The sequence below is a fragment of the Rhizobium sp. JAB6 genome (assembly GCF_003024605.1).
In the GTDB taxonomy this organism is placed as follows: Bacteria; Pseudomonadota; Alphaproteobacteria; order Rhizobiales; family Rhizobiaceae; genus Rhizobium.
In genome coordinates, this window is the sequence record NZ_PYJQ01000009.1 from 822,118 (window position 1) to 841,502 (window position 19,385).

The 19,385-nt window shown below is 60.6% G+C and carries 21 protein-coding genes; 9 read left to right on the plus strand and 12 right to left on the minus strand.

Features of this window, described 5'->3' with window-relative positions:
• Positions 1–4: 4 nt before the first annotated feature.
• The gene (locus C7U61_RS13990) at positions 5–382 is read right to left on the minus strand and encodes a hypothetical protein (protein ID WP_106998644.1); all 378 of its coding nucleotides are present in this window, start codon (positions 380–382) and stop codon (positions 5–7) included.
• Positions 383–431: 49 nt separating this feature from the next.
• Here C7U61_RS13990 and C7U61_RS13995 point away from each other — a divergent pair, with 49 nt between their 5' ends.
• Both C7U61_RS13995 and rpoH read left to right on the plus strand, forming a co-directional pair.
• Complete coding sequence (locus C7U61_RS13995; protein WP_106998645.1) at positions 432–1,457, plus strand: RluA family pseudouridine synthase; 1,026 nt, start codon at positions 432–434, stop codon at positions 1,455–1,457.
• Positions 1,458–1,823: 366 nt separating this feature from the next.
• On the plus strand, positions 1,824–2,732 hold the full coding sequence (gene rpoH, locus C7U61_RS14000) for an RNA polymerase sigma factor RpoH (protein ID WP_015340865.1): 909 nt from the start codon (positions 1,824–1,826) through the stop codon (positions 2,730–2,732).
• 85 nt (positions 2,733–2,817) lie between these two features.
• Here the strand turns inward: rpoH and C7U61_RS14005 are convergent, their stop codons facing one another.
• From C7U61_RS14005 to C7U61_RS14015, 3 genes are all read right to left on the minus strand, one after another.
• Positions 2,818–5,181: a hypothetical protein gene (locus C7U61_RS14005; RefSeq protein ID WP_106998646.1), complete on the minus strand. Its 2,364-nt coding sequence runs from the start codon at positions 5,179–5,181 to the stop codon at positions 2,818–2,820.
• Between the two features lie 61 nt (positions 5,182–5,242).
• Positions 5,243–6,538, minus strand: coding sequence for an adenylosuccinate synthase (locus C7U61_RS14010; protein WP_106998647.1), 1,296 nt, complete (start codon positions 6,536–6,538; stop codon positions 5,243–5,245).
• A 271-nt stretch (positions 6,539–6,809) separates the two neighbouring features.
• Positions 6,810–7,667 carry a GNAT family N-acetyltransferase gene (locus C7U61_RS14015; protein WP_106998648.1) on the minus strand — a complete coding sequence of 286 codons (858 nt, stop codon included), beginning with the start codon at positions 7,665–7,667 and terminating at the stop codon, positions 6,810–6,812.
• A gap of 320 nt (positions 7,668–7,987) precedes the next feature.
• On the opposite strand from C7U61_RS14015, the gene C7U61_RS14020 reads away from it, so the two are divergent.
• From C7U61_RS14020 to C7U61_RS14030, 3 genes are all read left to right on the plus strand, one after another.
• Positions 7,988–9,310: a UDP-glucose/GDP-mannose dehydrogenase family protein gene (locus C7U61_RS14020; RefSeq protein WP_106998649.1), complete on the plus strand. Its 1,323-nt coding sequence runs from the start codon at positions 7,988–7,990 to the stop codon at positions 9,308–9,310.
• Positions 9,311–9,382: 72 nt separating this feature from the next.
• The gene (locus tag C7U61_RS14025; RefSeq protein WP_106998650.1) at positions 9,383–10,387 is read left to right on the plus strand and encodes an NAD-dependent epimerase; all 1,005 of its coding nucleotides are present in this window, start codon (positions 9,383–9,385) and stop codon (positions 10,385–10,387) included.
• Positions 10,388–10,392: 5 nt separating this feature from the next.
• On the plus strand, positions 10,393–11,166 hold the full coding sequence (locus tag C7U61_RS14030; RefSeq protein WP_181315863.1) for an alpha/beta hydrolase: 774 nt from the start codon (positions 10,393–10,395) through the stop codon (positions 11,164–11,166).
• A gap of 15 nt (positions 11,167–11,181) precedes the next feature.
• Here C7U61_RS14030 and rutF read toward each other — a convergent pair whose 3' ends face one another.
• The 4 genes from rutF to C7U61_RS14050 all read right to left on the minus strand — a co-directional run bounded on the left by rutF (position 11,182) and on the right by C7U61_RS14050 (position 14,044).
• Positions 11,182–11,721 carry an NADH-dependent FMN reductase RutF gene (gene rutF, locus C7U61_RS14035; RefSeq protein ID WP_106998652.1) on the minus strand — a complete coding sequence of 180 codons (540 nt, stop codon included), beginning with the start codon at positions 11,719–11,721 and terminating at the stop codon, positions 11,182–11,184.
• Positions 11,722–11,901: 180 nt separating this feature from the next.
• Positions 11,902–12,630 (minus strand): methyltransferase domain-containing protein, encoded by a 729-nt coding sequence (locus tag C7U61_RS14040; protein WP_106998653.1) that lies wholly within the window; start codon positions 12,628–12,630, stop codon positions 11,902–11,904.
• A 54-nt stretch (positions 12,631–12,684) separates the two neighbouring features.
• A complete protein-coding gene (locus tag C7U61_RS14045) occupies positions 12,685–13,074 on the minus strand; it encodes a RidA family protein (protein WP_106998654.1) in 390 nt (129 codons plus the stop codon).
• Positions 13,075–13,135: 61 nt separating this feature from the next.
• Complete coding sequence (locus C7U61_RS14050) at positions 13,136–14,044, minus strand: DMT family transporter (protein WP_106998655.1); 909 nt, start codon at positions 14,042–14,044, stop codon at positions 13,136–13,138.
• A 239-nt stretch (positions 14,045–14,283) separates the two neighbouring features.
• Here C7U61_RS14050 and C7U61_RS14055 point away from each other — a divergent pair, with 239 nt between their 5' ends.
• Complete coding sequence (locus C7U61_RS14055) at positions 14,284–14,709, plus strand: hypothetical protein (RefSeq protein ID WP_106998656.1); 426 nt, start codon at positions 14,284–14,286, stop codon at positions 14,707–14,709.
• Between the two features lie 50 nt (positions 14,710–14,759).
• On the opposite strand, the gene C7U61_RS14060 is transcribed toward C7U61_RS14055, so the two are convergent.
• Positions 14,760–15,371, minus strand: a complete 612-nt coding sequence (locus tag C7U61_RS14060; RefSeq protein WP_106998657.1) for an alpha/beta hydrolase — start codon at positions 15,369–15,371, stop codon at positions 14,760–14,762.
• Between the two features lie 15 nt (positions 15,372–15,386).
• On the minus strand, positions 15,387–16,319 hold the full coding sequence (locus C7U61_RS14065) for a VOC family protein (RefSeq protein ID WP_106998658.1): 933 nt from the start codon (positions 16,317–16,319) through the stop codon (positions 15,387–15,389).
• A gap of 222 nt (positions 16,320–16,541) precedes the next feature.
• Between C7U61_RS14065 and C7U61_RS14070 the strand changes: the two genes are divergently transcribed.
• Together C7U61_RS14070 and C7U61_RS14075 are read left to right on the plus strand one after the other, a co-directional pair.
• On the plus strand, positions 16,542–16,796 hold the full coding sequence (locus C7U61_RS14070; protein ID WP_106998659.1) for a type II toxin-antitoxin system Phd/YefM family antitoxin: 255 nt from the start codon (positions 16,542–16,544) through the stop codon (positions 16,794–16,796).
• Positions 16,796–17,206 carry a type II toxin-antitoxin system VapC family toxin gene (locus tag C7U61_RS14075; protein ID WP_106998660.1) on the plus strand — a complete coding sequence of 137 codons (411 nt, stop codon included), beginning with the start codon at positions 16,796–16,798 and terminating at the stop codon, positions 17,204–17,206. The genes C7U61_RS14070 and C7U61_RS14075 overlap by 1 nt, the downstream gene beginning before the upstream one ends.
• Here the strand turns inward: C7U61_RS14075 and ung are convergent.
• Positions 17,200–17,901, minus strand: coding sequence for a uracil-DNA glycosylase (gene ung / locus C7U61_RS14080; protein ID WP_106998661.1), 702 nt, complete (start codon positions 17,899–17,901; stop codon positions 17,200–17,202). The genes C7U61_RS14075 and ung overlap by 7 nt on opposite strands.
• Before the next feature lie 228 nt (positions 17,902–18,129).
• On the opposite strand from ung, the gene C7U61_RS14085 reads away from it, so the two are divergent.
• Positions 18,130–18,669, plus strand: coding sequence for an AAA family ATPase (locus tag C7U61_RS14085; RefSeq protein ID WP_106998662.1), 540 nt, complete (start codon positions 18,130–18,132; stop codon positions 18,667–18,669).
• A 2-nt stretch (positions 18,670–18,671) separates the two neighbouring features.
• Here the strand turns inward: C7U61_RS14085 and C7U61_RS14090 are convergent, their stop codons facing one another.
• Positions 18,672–19,295, minus strand: coding sequence for a septation protein IspZ (locus C7U61_RS14090; RefSeq protein WP_106998663.1), 624 nt, complete (start codon positions 19,293–19,295; stop codon positions 18,672–18,674).
• Positions 19,296–19,385 lie beyond the last annotated feature (90 nt).

A 19,385-nucleotide genomic window follows, 5' to 3' on the forward strand; every position in this document is an offset into this window, starting at 1 on the left:
ACCGTCAATTGGACAGCGATATGGTCGCCACGATGCGGCCGATACCGTAGTCGAAGACGATGGCCTGGCGCTGGCCGCCGGCAAGCGTGCCGTAGAACAGCACCTGATTGCCCGACAGAGCTGTGGACTGCACCGTAAAGCCCGCCGGCAGCAGAGCCGTCACGGCAACGGGAGCATCGGACGGGATACCGGACGCCGCCTGGCCCGCGGGCTTGGCCGCCGGCTTCATCGTCTTGTAGACAACGGCGCCGAAGACGGCCATAAGGCTCACCACCATGACGGCCGCGGAGACGATCTGCAGGCGGATCATCTTGCGTCGGACTTTCTCCAGGGCCGGATCGAGGGGCTTTTCCTCTTGATCGTCTGGCTCGAGATTCGTCATTGATGCGTCCTTGCTTCCAGTAGAGCGCTTTGCGCGCCGGAGAATATGTTTGAGCGACCCCTTTAAAGAAGCCGCGGACAACAGAAAAGTCCTAACCGCCGATGAAAATGCCGAAGGACGGCTGGATTCATGGCTGACGGCCGAGATCGGCGAGGAATTTTCCCGCAGCCGGGTGCAGGCGCTAATCAAGGACGGTGCCGTTTTGCTCAAGGGCACGCCGGTGACGGATGCCAAGCGCAAAGTGCGCCCCGGCGACGTCTATGAGATCACGATGCCCGAACTGGAAGATCCGACACCGCAGGGCGAGGATATCCCGCTCGACGTGCTTTATGAGGACGAGGATGTCATCGTCATCTCCAAGCCCGCCGGCCTGGTTGTCCATCCCGGCGCAGGCAATTGGACGGGCACGCTGGTCAATGCGCTGATCCACCATTGCGGCAGCAGCCTTTCCGGCATCGGCGGCGTTCGCCGGCCGGGTATCGTGCATCGGCTGGACAAGGATACCACCGGTGTCATGGTCGTCGCCAAGAACGATGTCGCGCACCGGCATCTCTCATTGCAATTTGCCGATCACGGCCGCACCACCTCCCTGGAGCGTGCCTATCAGGCGATCGTCTGGGGCCGCCCCCGCCAGCTCATCGGCACCATCGATGCCCATCTTGGCCGGTCGAGCAGCGACCGCACGCGCCGCGCCGTCAAGCGCCCGGATTCGCAGGATGCCGATGAGGCGATCACACATTACGAAGTACTGGAACGTTTTCACGAAACACCGGACGCGACTGCGCTTGCCTCACTGATCGAGTGCCACCTGGAAACAGGTCGCACGCACCAGATCCGCGTGCATATGGCCCACATCGGCCATCCGCTGCTCGGCGACGCCGTTTACGGCGGGGGCTTCAAGACCAAGGCCAATCTCCTGCCGGAAGCCGCAAAGCAGGCCGTCCATCGCTTCACGCGCCAGGCACTGCATGCCTATATGCTGCAGTTTGAGCATCCTCGTACCGGCGAAGTCATGCGCTTCGAAGCGCCGCTGCCCGATGACATGGAGGAATTGGCGGCTGCATTGAGGGACTAGGCGTCGAACGTCGCAATGACTGGACGCCAGCCGTCTCCCGCCCTATAATATCGCGTATGAAGGACCGATGTCCGAGCGCCTGTGCTGACCGAAAACGCGACCGCGTTTGGGAGGTCGATGTGGTCATGCCGCGTGGCGCTGGATTATTCGGGAGGATCATCCCAAGGGCGATGTTCCGGCGAGACCTGCGGTCACGCCGATATAACACTTGCGTGACCGCATCCTTGAATCACCGTTTCGCCGTACTTATCTTTACATTGGTTAAGTGCGGGGTCGCAGGACCCGTACACCTTGGTCCGCTTCGCAGAAGGCGCGCAAAATACGCCCCCAGAAGGAACCAAATCTCGAATAGGAGGGTGCAAGATCATGGCCCGTAATACCTTACCGTCCATTGCTGCCGGAGAAGCCGGCCTCAATCGTTATCTCGACGAAATCCGCAAGTTCCCGATGCTGGAGCCGCAGGAAGAGTACATGCTCGCCAAGCGCTATGCGGAACATGCCGACCGCCAGGCTGCGCATAAGCTCGTCACCAGCCATTTGCGCCTCGTGGCGAAGATCGCCATGGGCTATCGCGGCTATGGCTTGCCGATCGGCGAAGTCGTGTCCGAAGGTAATGTCGGCCTGATGCAGGCCGTGAAGAAATTCGATCCGGAACGCGGTTTCCGCCTGGCCACCTATGCCATGTGGTGGATCAAGGCCTCGATCCAGGAATATATCCTGCGCTCGTGGTCGCTGGTAAAGATGGGCACGACGGCCAACCAGAAGCGCCTGTTCTTCAACCTGCGCCGTCTGAAGGGCCGCATCCAGGCCATCGACGACGGCGATTTGAAGCCGGAACACGTCACCGAGATCGCCACCAAGCTGAACGTCTCGGAAGAAGAAGTCGTTTCGATGAACCGCCGCCTGTCCGGCGACGCTTCGCTGAATGCGCCGATCAAGGCTTCAGAAGGCGATTCCGGTCAGTGGCAGGATTGGCTCGTCGATGACCACGACAGCCAGGAAGATGTACTGATCGAACAGGACGAGCTCGATACCCGCCGCCGCATGCTGGCACGCGCCATGGGCGTCCTGAACGACCGCGAACGCCGCATCTTCGAGGCACGCCGTCTCGCCGAGGAGCCGGTGACACTGGAGGACCTGTCGTCCGAGTTCGACATCAGCCGCGAGCGCGTGCGCCAGATCGAGGTTCGCGCCTTCGAAAAGGTGCAGGAAGCCGTCCAGAAGGACGCTCTGGAGCGCGCCAAGGCGCTGCGCGTCGTCGAGGCGACCGCATAACGATCTCTGCTTCGCACATTCGCAGTCTAGAAAGAAAGAGGCGGGCCAAAACCCGCCTTTTTCATATTCATCGATTTAAGATGACTTACTGGCCGCTCGAAGCAACACCGCCGAGGGCCTGCCACTCCGCAATCGCTTTGTTGAAAGCATCCGTGCCGGTCGGGCCTTTTTCCATGGTCAACAGCGCCCGCCGGCCATTGCGATAGACGATTGGGATATCGATCCAGTTGCGGCTCTTCAAAAGATCGAGATTGGTCTTGCGGGCATCCGGGAAATCGTTGAGCGCGACCATGTAGACATCGTCAGTAACCTTGGCCGGAACCGCGATCAACGCATCGCCGCGATCCTGCTCCGTCGCCTTCAACGCCACGCGCTGGACGTTGTCGATCGCCCCCCCTTCGAAATTCGGCGGCACCTGGAAGGCAAGCTCGATCAGATGGCTGGCCGGCAGCGAAGAGTCCGAATTCCGCGAAACGGTGATCGTCGCAGTCAGGCCGCGATCCGGAACGGTAATCAGACCCTGCACCGAAGGCTCCGGCCGGCCGTCAGGCCCCTTGCCTTCCTGCAACGACCAGCTGACCGTGCCCTGGAAGGCCGTGGGCGACGTCTGACCGAGGCGCTCCTCGTAGAGGAAAACCTTCTGTCCGTCGGTTGACGGAGCGGTCTGCTGCGTCACCGGCGGCGGCTGATTGGCGACCGCCTGTTGCTGCTGGCCGGCGGCAGGCGGCTGCTGGTCGGTCGAAGCGGATGGAGTGCCCGGGGCGGCGGTCGCAGGAGCTTGGCTCTGAACCGTACCGGCATTGTTGGCAGCCGGCGGCGTCGCGGCAGAGGCAACGTTCTGCTCGGCTACGGATTTGCCTTCGACCAGGCCGGGCTGCCCGTTTGGAGCAGGGCCTTCGTCCTCTTCGGTGCCATTCGCCAGAAGACGCTGGGTGAATTTCGTATTGACCGTATTCGGATCGCTGCCCAACGCGGCGGTATCCGTTTTGCCCGCTCCCGCCGGCTGCTGAGCGGCTGTATTGGCCTGCTGCGGCGCGGCCGTCGACTGGGCAGGCGCTGCAGCATTGCCGTTGTTCGGCGTGTTGCTGCTTGCCGTATCCGAAGTCGCAGGCGTCGCCGCCTTCTTCGGCGCGGAGCTGACAAGCTTCGTCACCATATTATTGAGTGCGTCGCGGTTCAGCCAGGCTGCATAGCCACCGCCCCCAACGACCGCAAGGCAGACGAGCGTGACGATGATACCGGTGACATTGATCCGGCGACGCTTCGGCTCCATGCGGAAGCTGCGGCCCTGCAGTTTCGCAGCCATCGCCTGATCGAGATCAGGGGGAACGGCAGAACCCCCGCGACGTTCGTCTTCGGCGCGCTTGTCGAAGCCGGCAAGCTCCTTCAATTCACGCCAGCCGTCATTGGTGGCATCGGCTTCGGACGCGGTTTTCCTGGACGGATGCACATCCGCAAAGAGATCGACATCGTCGAAGGCATTTTCAGGCATTTGCCGGGCTAGCTGCTGCGCGGGCTTGGAGACCGCCGGTATAGGCTGCAGTTCCTCGAAGACATCCGCATCCCAGGCGAAACCGGTGTTGACGGCAGGCGCCTTGGAATTGACCGGCCCTTCTACCGGTTGGCCAAAGGGCGCTTCCGTAAAAGCTGCGGCCGGCATGACCGGCTCGTTGTGACGGGCCGCCGCCGATCCCGGCGCGGCGTGGGACGCCGGCGCATCCACCTCCGCCCAGATCTGTTCGACCTGGCTTATGACATCGTCAGCCGGCCTTGGCGGCACATGCGGCGCGGCTGCTGCAGCGACTGCCGGTGCCTCTTCCACATGGTGCGGCTCCGTATGCTGTTGCGGCTCTTCCCAGTGCCTCTGCGGCTCTTCATGGTAAACCGGCTCAAGAGCCGGTTCCTCGTGAACCTCGGCATGGTGCTCGACGCCGGCATGCTCGGCAACCGGAGCAAAAGGCTCATCTGCCCCATGCGGCTCGCTCCATTCCTCAGCGGGCTGGTGCTCTGGCGCATGGCTCTCTTCGACGTGCGCGGCTGGCGCGTCATAATCCGGCTCTTCCTCGACCGGCGCAGCGGCGGCCGGTTCCTCATGGACATGAGCCTCGGCAGGTGCCGGAGCGGGCTCTTCCTCATGCGGCTCAGTGTGGACTTCCTCGGCCCCATGATAATCGTGAGCGATCTCTTCATGCGGCGCAGGCGCTTCCGCAACCGGCGGCTCCTCGCCGCCCGGCAAGGCTTCGGCATGTTCGGCCTCGACCTCGACGATCGCTGCCTCAAGCTTGTCGAGCTGGCGACGCAGCATTTCCTCGGGCGGGCGCGGCTTCATGCTCTCGAGCTGCCGTTGCACGGCCCCACGAGCTCGATCGTAAACCTTGACCCGCATCTCGGGAGTATTGTCCGTCAGGCCGTCAACGGCCCGTCGAATAACTGCTACAAAATCCGCCATCAGTACTTTCTCATGATGCCCGGCGCGCAGCCGGGCCGGGATTCGTCATAGATACGCAACTCTAGCCCTCAAAGGGGTCGGTCACAAGTATGGTGTCCTCGCGCTCCGGGCTGGTCGAAAGCAGCGCCACGGGCGCGCCGATCAGCTCTTCCACCTGACGCACATACTTGATTGCCTGCGCCGGCAGATCGGCCCATTTGCGGGCGCCGACAGTCGATTCCTTCCAGCCTTCGAGCGTGATGTAGACCGGCTCGACGCGGGCTTGCGCTGCCTGGCTCGCCGGCAGATAATCGATCTCCTTGCCGTCGAGCTTGTAGCCGACGCAGATCTTCAGCTCGTCCAAGCCGTCGAGCACGTCGAGCTTAGTAAGCGCAATGCCGGTAATACCAGAAGTCTTCACGGTCTGGCGCACCAGTACGGCATCGAACCAACCGCAGCGGCGCGGACGGCCGGTATTGACGCCCACCTCGCGGCCGACGGTCGACAGATGCTTGCCGATCTCGTCATGCAGTTCACAGGGGAACGGCCCCTCGCCGACACGGGTCGTGTAGGCCTTGGTGATGCCGAGCACATAGCCGAGCGCCGTCGGGCCGAGGCCCGAGCCGGCTGCGGCCTGGCCGGCGACTGTGTTGGACGAGGTCACGAACGGATAGGTGCCGTGGTCATTGTCCAGGAGCGCGCCCTGCGCACCTTCGAAAAGAATGCGGGCGCCGGCCTTGCGCTGCTCGTCGAGCAATCGCCAGACTTGATCAATATAGGGAAGGATATGCTCCGCAACGGAGCTCAGCTCCTCGTGCAGGGCGTCGAAGGAGATTTCGTCGACGCCCATGCCGCGGCGCAGCGCGTTGTGATGCGTCAGCAGCCGGTCGATCTTGGCGGGCAGCGTTTCCGGCTCGGCAAGGTCGATGACGCGAATGGCGCGGCGGCCGACCTTGTCCTCATAGGCCGGGCCGATGCCGCGGCGCGTGGTACCGATCTTCGTGCCGCTGTTGGAGGCGGCATCTTCGCGCATGGCATCCAGATCACGGTGCAGCGACAGGATCAGCGGCGCGTTCTCGGCAACGCGCAGAACATCGGGAGTAACCGCGATACCCTGGGCGCGCAGCTTTTCCACTTCGGCAACGAAATGATGGGGATCGACTACGACGCCATTGCCGATGACGCTCAGCTTGCCGCGCACGAGCCCGGAGGGTAGCAGCGCAAGCTTGTAGCTGACACCGTCGACGACAAGCGTATGACCGGCATTATGACCGCCCTGAAAGCGTACAATCACGTCGGCGCGTTCCGAAAGCCAGTCGACAATCTTGCCCTTGCCTTCGTCACCCCATTGCGAGCCGATCACTACAACATTCGCCATTTATCCAATCCCGCTTCCTGCGCGCGGCGGCGCGCCTTGCTCAAACCCGCGCATCTATAAAGCTTTGTTTTTGGGAAAGCGACCCTGTTGTCTCAGGAGAATCGGCTTTTTGCATGACGAATCAGCCCCTCCAACAGGATTTTTCCCGTGTTGCAGTTCCGCGGCCCTTTCGACGGCCTTCCCTGGGGATGATCCACGCTCGTCCAAACCCAGATCGTCCCGCAGGGCAACGCTATCGTTGACACCCCGCGCGGCACCGGGTCGACAACAGCTAACCAAGCTCGAGCGTGGTGACACCGAAGACGCGGTCGAGCGGGATTTCCGGCGCCTTGCCCCGATACATGCGCGCCGTCTCGAATACCGGAGACAGGCCGCACTCTTCAACAAGCCGGATCGCCGGGGCATTATCGGCCGGCACGTCAAGATAGACGGGCTGCCCATCGGCTTTGGCGAGCAGCTTGCTCATCAATGCAAGCGCGACCTCCGGCTTGTTGGCAAATAGCGGACCGATCTTGTAACCCTCGAAACAGCGGCGGATCGTACCGTAACCGCGAACCCTGCTACCGCCGCCGACAATGAAGGATGTCCGCCTTTCGGGAGCACCGCACCAGGCCCGGATGAAGGAGTGACGCAGGCCGGGGAAAATTTCCGCGTCATACTGCACCAGCGCCTCGAGCTTGCGATCCGCGACCGGCATCACCTGCCTTGCCTGCTGTTCGTCCACCTCGGGCACTTTGGGGATGCCGCCATAGCGGAGCGTCCGATAGGCCATCTCGAAACCGTGCCGCCGGTAATATTCCTGCTGCGCGACGACCCCATCCAGCCCGACGACGCGATTGCCGGCAAGCACCATGCCCTTGTTCCAAAGCTGCTTGCCGTATCCTCGCCCACGGAACTCCGGATGGAGCATGTAAAGACCAAGAAAAGCGAAAGCCTCGCCATAGCGGACGACGGATATGCAGCCGACGGGGACCTCGCCGATGGCGCCGATCAGAAAGCCGGCAGGGTCTGCCTCCCAAAAGGCATGCGCGTCGTCAAGGCCAGGATTCCAGCCTTCTTGCCGAGCCCATTCCAAAGCGAGCTCCAGCTCGCCAGCCCGCATTGTCCGCACGGCGAAAGTCGATTTCATGCAAGAGTCCCGAACCGCCCACTACACTGCCGCCCCTGCGGAACGGCCGCACCCTATTCATCATGTGGCAACACGCCGCCGATCACAAGCAAGAGGCTACGATAAACCTAAAGTGCAAAGGCTTCGTTTCACTTGAAAAACAAGATGATCGCGCAAGCAGAAGATCAACGAAGCTTCTGTGACACTTCCGTCGTAACTCGCCTAAAGCTGGCATCGCATATAGGCGTTGCCGGCGATCCCGTGTATAAACGCAGATATTCGCCCATGCCGGGTTTGTGTCTCGACGCAAGATCCAGCGCCAGCAAAAGGATTGAAATTTCATGCGCATCACGATGATCGGCTCGGGTTATGTGGGGCTTGTGTCGGGTGTCTGCTTTGCCGATTTTGGCCACGATGTCATTTGCGTCGACAAGGACGCCAGCAAGATCGAGGCCTTGAAGCGCGGCGAAATACCGATCTTCGAACCAGGTCTGGAACAGCTTGTCGCCGAAAACGTGCGCGCCGGCCGCCTCTCTTTTGCGACGGATGTAAAGACAAGCGTTGCCGCCAGCGATGTCGTCTTCATCGCGGTCGGCACGCCTTCGCGGCGCGGCGATGGTCATGCCGACCTCTCCTATGTCCATGCCGCCGCTCGCGAGATCGCCGAGCATGTGAAGGACTTTACCGTCATCGTCACCAAATCCACGGTGCCCGTCGGCACCGGCGACGAGGTGGAGCGCATCGTGCGCGAAACCAATCCGCAAGCCGACGTCGCCGTCGTTTCCAATCCGGAATTCCTGCGCGAGGGTGCCGCAATCGAGGATTTCAAGCGTCCCGACCGCATCGTCATCGGCCTCAATGACGAGCGCGCCCGCGGCGTCATGACAGAAGTTTACCGCCCGCTCTATCTCAACCAGGCGCCGCTGCTCTTTACCTCCCGCCGCACGTCTGAACTGATCAAATACGCAGCCAACGCCTTCCTCGCCATGAAGATCACCTTCATCAACGAGATGGCCGATCTCTGCGAGAAGGTCGGCGCCAATGTGCAGGAGGTCTCGCGCGGCATCGGGCTCGATGGCCGCATCGGCTCGAAATTCCTGCATGCCGGACCGGGCTATGGCGGCTCCTGCTTTCCGAAGGATACGCTGGCGCTTGCCAAGACCGCGCAGGATTACGACAGTCCCGTGCGCCTCATCGAAACGACCGTATCGATCAACGACAACCGCAAGCGCGCCATGGGCCGCAAGGTCGTCACGGCCATGGGCGGCGATATCCGAGGCAAGACGGTCGCAGTCCTCGGTCTGACGTTCAAGCCGAATACCGACGACATGCGCGACAGCCCGGCGATCTCGATCATTCAGACGCTGCAGGATGCCGGCGCCACGGTGACCGGCTACGATCCCGAAGGCATGGACAATGCACGGCTCGTCATCGACAACATTGCCTATGCCGACGATGCTTATAGCGCCGCCCGCGGCGCCGATGCGCTCGTCATCGTGACGGAATGGAACCAGTTCCGCGCGCTGGATTTTGTCCGGCTCAAATCCATCATGAAGGCTCCGGTCCTCGTCGACCTTAGAAACATCTATCGCCATGACGAGGTCACAAAGCACGGCTTTGCCTATACGAGCGTCGGCAGACCCTCGAGCGACGCGACACTTTAGGGCGTTTACGCATTCCGAACGGAAAACCGCTACGCACCTTTCCTCGAAATGCTTTTAAGCAAAGGCCGATCAATGCGTTACCTCATCACCGGCACCGCCGGCTTCATCGGATTCCACCTTGCCAGGCGTCTGCTTGACGAGGGTCATTTCGTCGTCGGCTTCGACGGCATGACGCCCTACTACGACGTCAGGCTCAAGGAAAAGCGCACGGCCATCCTCGCCCGCTCCAACGGCTTCAAGGCCGTGACCGGCATGCTGGAAGACAAGGCAGCGCTGGATCGCGCCGCCGAACTCGCCGAGCCTGATGTGATCGTCCATCTCGCAGCACAGGCCGGTGTACGCTACAGCCTCGAAAACCCGCGCTCCTACGTCGATTCCAATCTCGTCGGTTCGTTCAACATCCTGGAATTGGCAAGAAACCTGCAGCCGAAACACCTGCTATTAGCATCGACCTCTTCCGTCTACGGCGCCAACGAAAAGATCCCCTTTGCGGAAAGCGACAAGGCCGACGAGCAGATGACGATCTATGCGGCGACCAAGAAGAGCATGGAACTGATGGCGCACAGCTACGCCCATCTCTTCAACGTGCCCACGACCGCTTTCCGCTTCTTCACAGTCTACGGCCCCTGGGGCCGTCCGGACATGGCGCTGTTCAAGTTCGTCGATGCCATCAAGAACGACAGGCCGATCGAGATCTACGGCGAAGGCAAGATGAGCCGCGATTTTACCTATATCGACGATCTCGTCGAAGGCATCGTGCGCCTCATCGGCGTCGTGCCGTCGGAAGAAAACCGCGTGGTATCGGAGACGGTCATCGACACCTTGTCGAAGAATGCGCCCTTCCGCGTCGTCAACATCGGCGGTGGCCAGCCGGTCGGGTTGATGAGTTTCGTCGAAACCATCGAGGCTATGCTCGGCAAGCCGGCAATCCGCAAGATGCTACCCATGCAGCCCGGCGACGTCCACAACACCTATGCCGTGCCGGACCTCTTGATAGCGCTGACGGGCTTCAAGCCGCAGATCGAAGTCGACGAGGGCGTAAAGCGCTTCGTCGAGTGGTATCAGGAAAATTATTGACGAAAATGGCCGACATCCTCGAAACGGAACACTGGATCGAAAGCTCCGCCGGGCGGCGTTACGCCAAATCCTGGAGACCGGATATCGAGACTTCCCGGGCGCCGATCATCCTGTTTCATGATTCCCTCGGATGCATCGCGCTCTGGAGAGATTTCCCGCAACGGCTTGCCCATTCCCTTGGACGGCAGGTGATCGCCTATGATCGGCTGGGCTTCGGTCGATCCGATGCTCGTACAGACCTTCTGCAGCAGAATTTCGTGGCTCAGGAGGCCGAGCAGGCCGTTCCGTTCCTATGCGAGCGATTCTCCATCCATGAGTTCATCGCCTGCGGGCATAGCGTCGGCGGCGGCATGGCGGTTGAAACGGGAGCGCGCTTTGGCGAGCGCTGCCAGGCCGTCATCACCATCGCCGCACAGGCTTTCGTGGAAGAGAGAACCCTGCACGGCATCAGGATCGCGCAGCAGGACTTCAAATCGGCCGAGACTTTCGCCCGGCTTGAGAAATATCACGGCAGCAAGACCGATTGGGTGTTGCATGCATGGATCGATACGTGGCTCGCTCCCGAACGCGCCGGTTGGTCGCTCGATCCGGCTCTTGAGAAGCTCCGTTGCCCGGTGCTCGCCATTCACGGGGAGCGTGACGAATATGGCTCCGAGGCTCATCCTCGCCGGATCGCGGCCGGACGCGGATCTTCCTATATCCTGCCGGACACCGGACATTCGCCGCATCGGGAGCGTCCGGCCCAGGTCCTGCAAGCGATCGAGACCTTTCTGACGTGAATGAAAATGCCGGGTTTACTCGGCCCGACCCGCAGGATGATAGGCCCGGTCGAAATAGATAAGCCCCTGCCCCGAGTCACGTTGACGGATAGCATCGACTTCGCAGAGCAGGATATCATGCGTTCCGCCGTCGGCCTGGCGGACGATGCGGCAATCGAACGAAACCAGAGCATCCTCAAGCACCGGCGCACCGGTCGATAGTTCCGACCAGGAGGCACCGGCGAAGCGCTCGGCAACCGGGGTCTTGCCGCCGAAAAGCCGCGACAGGTCCTGATGCGCTTCCGACAGCACATTGACGCAAAGCACGCCGTTTTGGGTGACGGCGGGATGAACGGAAGCGCCGCGATTGAGGCAGACGAGCAGGGTCGGCGGGCTGTCCGTGACGCTGCAGACGGCGGTCGCGGCAAAGCCGGCGAGCCCCGCGGGGCCGTTGGTGGTGACAATGTTAACCGCCGCCGCCATCCGTGCCATGGCATTGCGAAACTCGGTGCGCGCAATATCGGGATCGGCGACAGGCACCGCCTTCTCGATTGCCACGGAAGTTTTCATGTTCATCGCACTCTTCCCTAAATCGCGCCGATAGCTCACACTATCGTTGGGAAGGATGCGCCTCAAGAAACGACATTTTGCGGAAGTATGCCTTCACGAGCAATTAATTTTCTATAAAATCTATCAACAAAAAGAAAAACAGATCGACTCGTCGTTCTGGGCCACCACGGCATGCCGAAGCACGCCTCAGGTCCGGGTGGAAATCAGCAGAAACATCGGCCGCTCCCGCTCGATTGCCCAGTCCGGATGGGCTGCAAGATCCTCGTCGCTCGGCGACCATTCTTCGACATGGGCAATGATGAAACCGGACTTAACCAGGAGGTTGAGCGTCGTGCCCATGGTGCGATGCTGCTTGACGACGCCTTCGGCAAGCCAGTTCGTCACGCGCGGCCCCTCGATCTGATAGGCACTGAGCGGCCAGATCTTGCCGCCGTCAGCATCGTCGAGCCATTCTGGCCGCCGGGGCGCCATATAGATCGGGTGCTCGATCGAAAAGATCAGCCGACCGCCCGGCTTCAGCGCGTGCCGAATCGTTGTCAGCAATCCGGCAAAGCCTTCGACATAATGGAAGGCGAGCGAACTGTAGACGAGATCGAAGCTCGTTTTCGGAAGCTGAAGTTTCTCGAGATCGGCACGGTCATAGCGGATACGCGCATCCGCCGTCTCCGCCCGGGCACGTTCCAGCATATTTGCGGAGACATCCAGTCCAAGCACGCTGGCTGCGCCCTGTTCGGCCGCCCAGCGGCAGAACCATCCGAAACCGCAGCCGAGATCAACGACCTCGAGGCCGTTCATGTCCGGCATCAAGGCACGGATCGCCGGCCACTCGGCGGCACCCGCCAGTCCGTTGATGGAGCGCTGCAGGCGGCTATAGCCTTCGAAGAAACCTGGATCGTCGTAGATATTCTGCGTCATATGTATCTCCGCAGATCGGCAAGGCCAACCCGATAAGGCGGCCTACGGCTAAGATCACATCACCTTCGCCGCCGTAACCTCGACCTCGACCAGAAACTCGGACCGTGTAAACCCGCCGACGATCAGCAGCGTGGAGACCGGTGCGGGATTATGGACGTAACGATCGCGCACGGCCATGTAGGCGGGAAAATCCTCGCGCGTAGTGATGAAGCCGGCGATGCGGATGACGTCGGCAAATCCCATGCCGGCCTCCTCGAGGATAGCGCCGATCGCCTTGAAACACATCTCGGCCTGGGCCGTGACGTCATGCGGGATGCGGTCATCCAGACTGATCCCAAGCTGGCCGGAGGTAACGAGAAGGCTGGCGCCCGGCGGCACCAGCAGGCCGTGATTGTAATTGCCGAAGGGGCGGCGGACAGATGCGGGATTGAAGACCTTTTTCATCGATTCCGACTCCTTATGACCGTGCCGATATCAGCATTTTGTAATGGAAGGGGCAAGTCCGTCAGTGCCCACCCACTGCTGCCACCGCACGATTCCGCCGTATTTCCAATAGGATATGTCCGAAAAGCGCGGCGAGCACGATCGGCCCGCCGATGAGTGTCGCCATCGACGGACGCTCGGCAAAGACCATCCAGACCCAGAGCGGTGTCAATGGCACCTCAAGGGCCGTCAGCAGCGCTGCATCCGAGGCCGGCACCAGCCGCGAGCCGAAGGTATAGAGGCTAAGACCCATGGCATTCTGAATGATGCCGAAGGCGACGATTAAGCCGAGATCCTGGCCGGAGATCGAAAGCGGCGAAGCAAACCAGAAGGTAACACAGGAGCACAGCCAGGCGGAAAGCGCCATGGCCGGCAGCATCGGCACATTGCGGTGCTGGCGCATGACGACCGCAAGACCGGCGACCGTCAGCGTCATGATGGCGGCAAGCCCCTTGCCGAGCCAGCTTCCGCCATCGCTCGCATCTCCTGCCCCATGTCCGGAAAGCATGACCAGCACGCCGATAAACGCGACGCCGCTGGCAATCAGCGTCCTCATATTCGGACGCTCGCCAATGAAGAGAAAAGCGACCCCGGCCGTAACGAAAGGCACCGTCGCATAGATGACCATCGCATCCGCGACCGAGGTATAATAGATCGAGCCGATGCCGCTGATCATCGAGGCGGTGGAAAAAACCGTCGCCGCCAATGAAGGGCCGCGCATGGAGCGCAGAATGCGAAAGGCGTTGCGGCGTTCGATGTAGAAAAACAATGCAAAGACGCCGAAACCGGACACGATTCCGCGACAGAACAAGATGGTCATGAGGTCGGCGTGGATCGCACGCACGAAGAGACCGGACGTCGACCAGGCGAGCGCCGAAAGCGCCACATAAATCACGCCCAACCTGTATTGCTGCTGTTCCGCCAGCGTCACGATGAAATCCTCCGCCCTCTAGCGGCAGAGCATTAGCGGGCGACGGCGATGCCCACAAGCAAAGCTTGCGCCGTTGCGCGTCGCGGCTGCTGGAAGATGGTGAAGGTTGCAGGAAGGTCACGCCTCGCTGCGGCCAATTGAGGCGCACCGCCTCCCGTTGGTGTTAGCAAGATCACATTGATCTTGCACATCTTTACGATCGCTCTACGGTTCTGGCGGCTTCATCGAAGGAGAATCAATTGCACCTGCTGTCGGCCACCTTGTTTGCATGCGGCTGCGTCAGCCTGGCCGACGGTCCGCTATGGCCGCCGGCGCAAACCTATATCGACAAGACGGCGCAATGCAGCCAGAGCAGCAATACGGCCCGCTGTGAGCATACACGCGATAACTGGAAGGTCGATTACGAGGAGGCCATTGCGGGCGGGTATCGGGCACAGAAACATGTCGCTTTGTGCCTCAGCACGGGCTGCGACGAGGCGATCCAACCCGACAAGATGCTCGGCTGCGCGTGGCGCATAGTCATTGCCGAAACGAGGCATGCGCTACCCGACAGTATGGATTTCGCCAATCTCAACCGTTTCTGCGGAACAGACTATATCGATCAGGAGACTCGGCGCGCGGCTGCCTCACAGGCAAAGGCGATGATGCGCCTGATCGGCAAATAGAAGGCTGCGCAGCAAGTCTCTGCCGCGCAGCCGGTGTTTAGCGCGGGTTCCTAAGCGTAGGGCGCAAGAAAACCGCGGATTGCCTCGATTTCGTTGGGGCGAATATCGTGCCCGCCAGGATGCCATTCGAGCGTGACCTCGGCATTCTGCCGCATAAAGTAATCGGCAAGCGTTTTCGTGACCGGTGCGGGTGCGATCGGATCGCGTTCGCCCGCCGTGATCAGCACGCGCTTGCCCTCCAGCCTTGCATTATCCTTCGGCTGGAACGGAATCAGCGGATGCATCAGCACGGCCGCATCGAAGAGATTGCCATGCTCGATCAGCACATTGGCAAGAATGTTCGCCCCGTTGGAAAAGCCGAGGCCAATAACCTGCGACGCGCCATATTCCGCCGCCAGTTCCGAGACATACGTCGCCATCTTTTCCGTCGCCCGGGCAAGATCGACCACGTCATAGACGCCTTCGCCCGTCCGGCGGAAGAAACGTGCCGCACCATATTCCGAGACATCGCCGCGCGGCGAAACGATGGTTGCATCCGGCAGCAGGCGAGCGGCGAAATCGAAGAACTGGTTCTCGTCGCCGCCGGTGCCGTGGAAGGTGAAGAAAATAGGCTTGCCGGATGCACCGGCCTTCAGCCGGTGCACATAAGTCGTATCGGTCATGATATCTCTCCCGGGTTAGCCTTCCAGCGGCTCGAGATGCTGCTCGATCAGGCCACGCAGATGCGCATGCTGTTCGGGCAGCTTCAGTGCTTCGCCAAGATGGGCCGTATCCTCGTCGCGGTCGAAGCCTGGTTCGTTGGTGGCGACTTCGAACAGCACACCGCCCGGCGTGCGGAAGTAGATCGCCCAGAAGTAGTCGCGGTCGATGACCGGAGTGACCTGATAGCCTGTATCCATCAGCGCCTGGCGCACTTCGAGCTGCTTTGCGCGGTTCTCGACGGCAAAGGCGACATGGTGGACGGAGCCGGCGCCCGGCAGCGCCCGGTTGATGTCCGGCATGGTTTCGAGGTCGACATAATCGGCACCGTTGCCGCCGGGAATGGCAAGCCGCTTGATGCCGTCATGCGTATCGACCACCTCATAGCCCATGTACTTCAACAGCTCGGCAGTAGCGCCGTCATCCCTGAGCCGCATGGCAACGGAGTGGAAGCCTCGGATGGCATGTTCGGCATCGACGCCGCCATGCGTCCAGGGCTGACGCTTGTCGTCCTTGACCTCGACGAGCGCGAAGCCATCGCCGTCGGGGCCGGCGAAATGCAGGCGCTTCTGGCCGAAGGATTCGTCGGCCTTCAGGCCCTGGACACCGTGTTGGCCAAGCCGTTCGGTCCAATAGCCGATGGCGCCTTCCGGAATGGAGTAGACCGTATTGCCGACTTCACCGGTGCCCGGGCGGCCGCGCGCCATCTTCGGAAACGGGAAGTAGGTCATGATCGTGCCGGGTGTACCGATTTCGTCGCCATAGTAGAGGTGATAGACATCGGGAGCGTCGAAATTCACCGTCTTCTTGACGCGGCGAAGGCCGAGCGTATCGGTGAAGAACTTGTTGTTGGTCCGGGCGTCTTCCGCCATCGAGGTGACGTGGTGAAGACCTTTGATCTGGTTGAGCATCTTAAACCCCTTGTCTCGCCTGCACCGGCAGGCATTTCTCATGGGCAAAGATGGTCTTGTCGGCCGCGTTTCGATAGCCCTCAATAGCCAAACGGATTGTCTTCAATGAGTGAACGAGAAATTCTAATCGTTCACACAAACACCGTGTCGCCCTTCATCTCTTGCTTCTAAACAGGAGCAGCATTACCTTTTAAGCTAGACAGTCTAGCTAGCGGGGATTCGATGAATTGGCCATTGCAGGATGCAAAGAACCAGTTTTCCAAAGTCGTACAGAAAGCCCGCAGCGAAGGGCCGCAAATCGTCACCTTGCGCGGCGAGCCCGCGGCGGTCGTTCTGTCTGCCGAAGACTATGATGCACTTCTGGCTGGCAAACCAAGCCTTGCCGATGATCTACTGGCGGGGCCGGCTTGGGACAACGAAATGGCTGAGGCCGTATCTAAGCGAGATAAAACGCCAAGCCGGGATGTTCTTTTCTGATGTATCTGGTCGATACCAATGTCGTATCGGAAATCCGGCGCGGCAATTCCCAAGCGATTACGTGGCTGCGCTCGGTCGATCCCTCCACTATCTATCTGAGTGTCATCACACTTGGAGAGATCATGCGCGGGATTGCGCTCAAGCGAAAATCGGACCCGCGTACCGCAACACATCTGGAAGAATGGTTGCGCAAGCTCCGGCACGATCACCGCAATCGCATTCTTCCCATTACCGATCAGATTGCGGTCGAATGGGGACGTATCGCGGCACAGCGACCGCGTGGTGACGCCGATGGGATCATCGCGGCAACGGCGATCGTTCATGACCTCATCGTCGTCACCCGCAACATCGGCGATTTCGACGACACCGGCGCTTTAATCGTCAACCCCTGGGATCAAGCGCCTTACTGAGCATCCGGATTGCTTGGCAGCGCCCAATCGATCGGATCCCGGCCATGCTCGGCCAGATAGGCATTGGCCTTGGAGAAATGCCGGCAGCCGAGGAAGCCGTTATGGGCCGACAGCGGCGAAGGATGCGCCGCCTTCAGCACCAGATGGCGGTCGGTATCGACGAAAGCGGCCTTCTTCTGCGCATAGGAGCCCCAGAGCATGAAGACGACGCCATCGCATTCGTCGTTGACCCTGCGGATGACGGCGTCGGTGAAGCGCTCCCAGCCCTTGCCCTGATGCGACGCGGCCTGGGATTCCTCCACCGTCAGCACGCTGTTAAGCAGAAGCACGCCCTGCTTCGCCCAGCTTTCCAGAAAGCCATGGCGCGCCGGCGGGATGCCGAGATCGGTTTCCAGTTCCTTGTAGATATTGACCAGCGATGGCGGAATGCGCACGCCGGGGCGCACGCTGAAGCAGAGCCCGTGTGCCTGCCCGAAACCATGATAGGGATCCTGCCCGAGAATGACCACCTGCACCTCGTCGAGCGGCGTCAGATCCAGCGCCCGGAAATACTCGCTGCCCCGGGGAAAGATCACCTTGCCGCGCTGCTTTTCCTCGACGAGAAAAGCCTTGAGCTGCTGCATGTAGGGGCTTTCGAACTCCGGAGACAGCGCCTCTTTCCAGCTCTCCTCCAGCTTTATGTTCGCCTCAGCCATCGTCTCGGGCCTCCGTCTGTTGCCAGCATGTCGATTGAGAATGAAAGAGCCGGCGTGTCAAGAAAATGGCAGAGGCTGCGCAAGAGAGATCACAGTTTTTGGAAGTGGTGTGGCCTGCCTCCAGGTTGTCTCGTAAATGACGTAGTAATAACGGCAGGACACGCAAACATTGACAAGGCCACTCGCTTCCGCCAATGGAAGCCATCTCAATTTTCCGACCGGTGTCTCATGCTTCCCTTGCATTCCCTTGGCGAGCGCATCGTTGTGCTCGGCCCTTCCAATGCCGGCAAATCAACCCTGGCCGTCGCCCTTTCTAAAAAGCTGGGTTTTCCGGCTATACACCTAGATCAGCTTCATCACCTCCCCCATACCGATTGGCAACAGCGCCCTGAAGCGGAATTCGCTGCGCTTCACGACGCGGCGAGTCTGGGCGACCAATGGATTATGGAAGGCAATTATACGCGTCTGATGCCGCAACGTTTGGCCCGCGCTACGGGCGCCATTCTCATCACCTCCAATCATTGGCTGCGCTTTTCCCGCTATCTGAAGCGGACCCTGATCAACCGCTCAGATCGCGCAGGCCATCTCGAAGGCGCCAAGGACAGCGTTAAATGGGAAATGATTCACTGGATACTCGTGAAGACCCGCAACAGCGGCGCTAAATATGCAAAAATCCTCCAGGAATGCGGGTTGCCAATGGTGGAATGCCACACAGCGGAGGCGCTCAATAGCCTTTATCGCGCTTGGGATCTGCCGAGCAGGCGATAGGCTCAAGCGGACGTTGCTAGCGATTGCGTCCTCACGCCCGTCGAGATCAGCAAAGCGTTGCGTTCGGCGTCAGGCATGGCGCGCACCCGTCGCCTCACCGTGAGTCGGATCGCAGCAAATCCGGCCAGCATCAGCACCACTTTGCTGCCGATGCCGAAGGCCGTCATCACGACCGCCCATGTGGATAGATCAAAGGCGATCGCAACGAAAGCATTGAGCGCAGCAGACACGAACATCAGGCCAGCCCAGGCGAAGCCAACATAGGTGGCGACGTCCGATGCGACCGACCGCGCGATGGCCGGCAGATACCGATTCATCCAACCGCGCTTGAGCATCACGACGCCGACAATCGAATAGATGACGCTCGGCTTGAACAGCACGAAGCGTGGATCATCCGTCAACAGTGTTGCCGCGCCGGCGGCAATGACCAGAAAAAGGCTCAGCCACTCCATAGCGTCGATAGGCTTGCCTCGAATGAACTGAATTCCGATTTGGAGAAGACCAAGCATGATCGCCAAGCATGCCGACAGGGTCGCATTATGCGTCAATGACAGCAAAACGACGAAAAACAGGCTGGAGGCCAGGTCGGCAAGCAGCAGCCTTGCTGCATCGAAAAAGCTTCTCACCGCACCTGGCCCTCATTGCGACGCTAGCAAAGGTTCATAAAGCCCCAGACCACCATTATCAAGGAGATAGCCCGTAATCACCTTCTCCAG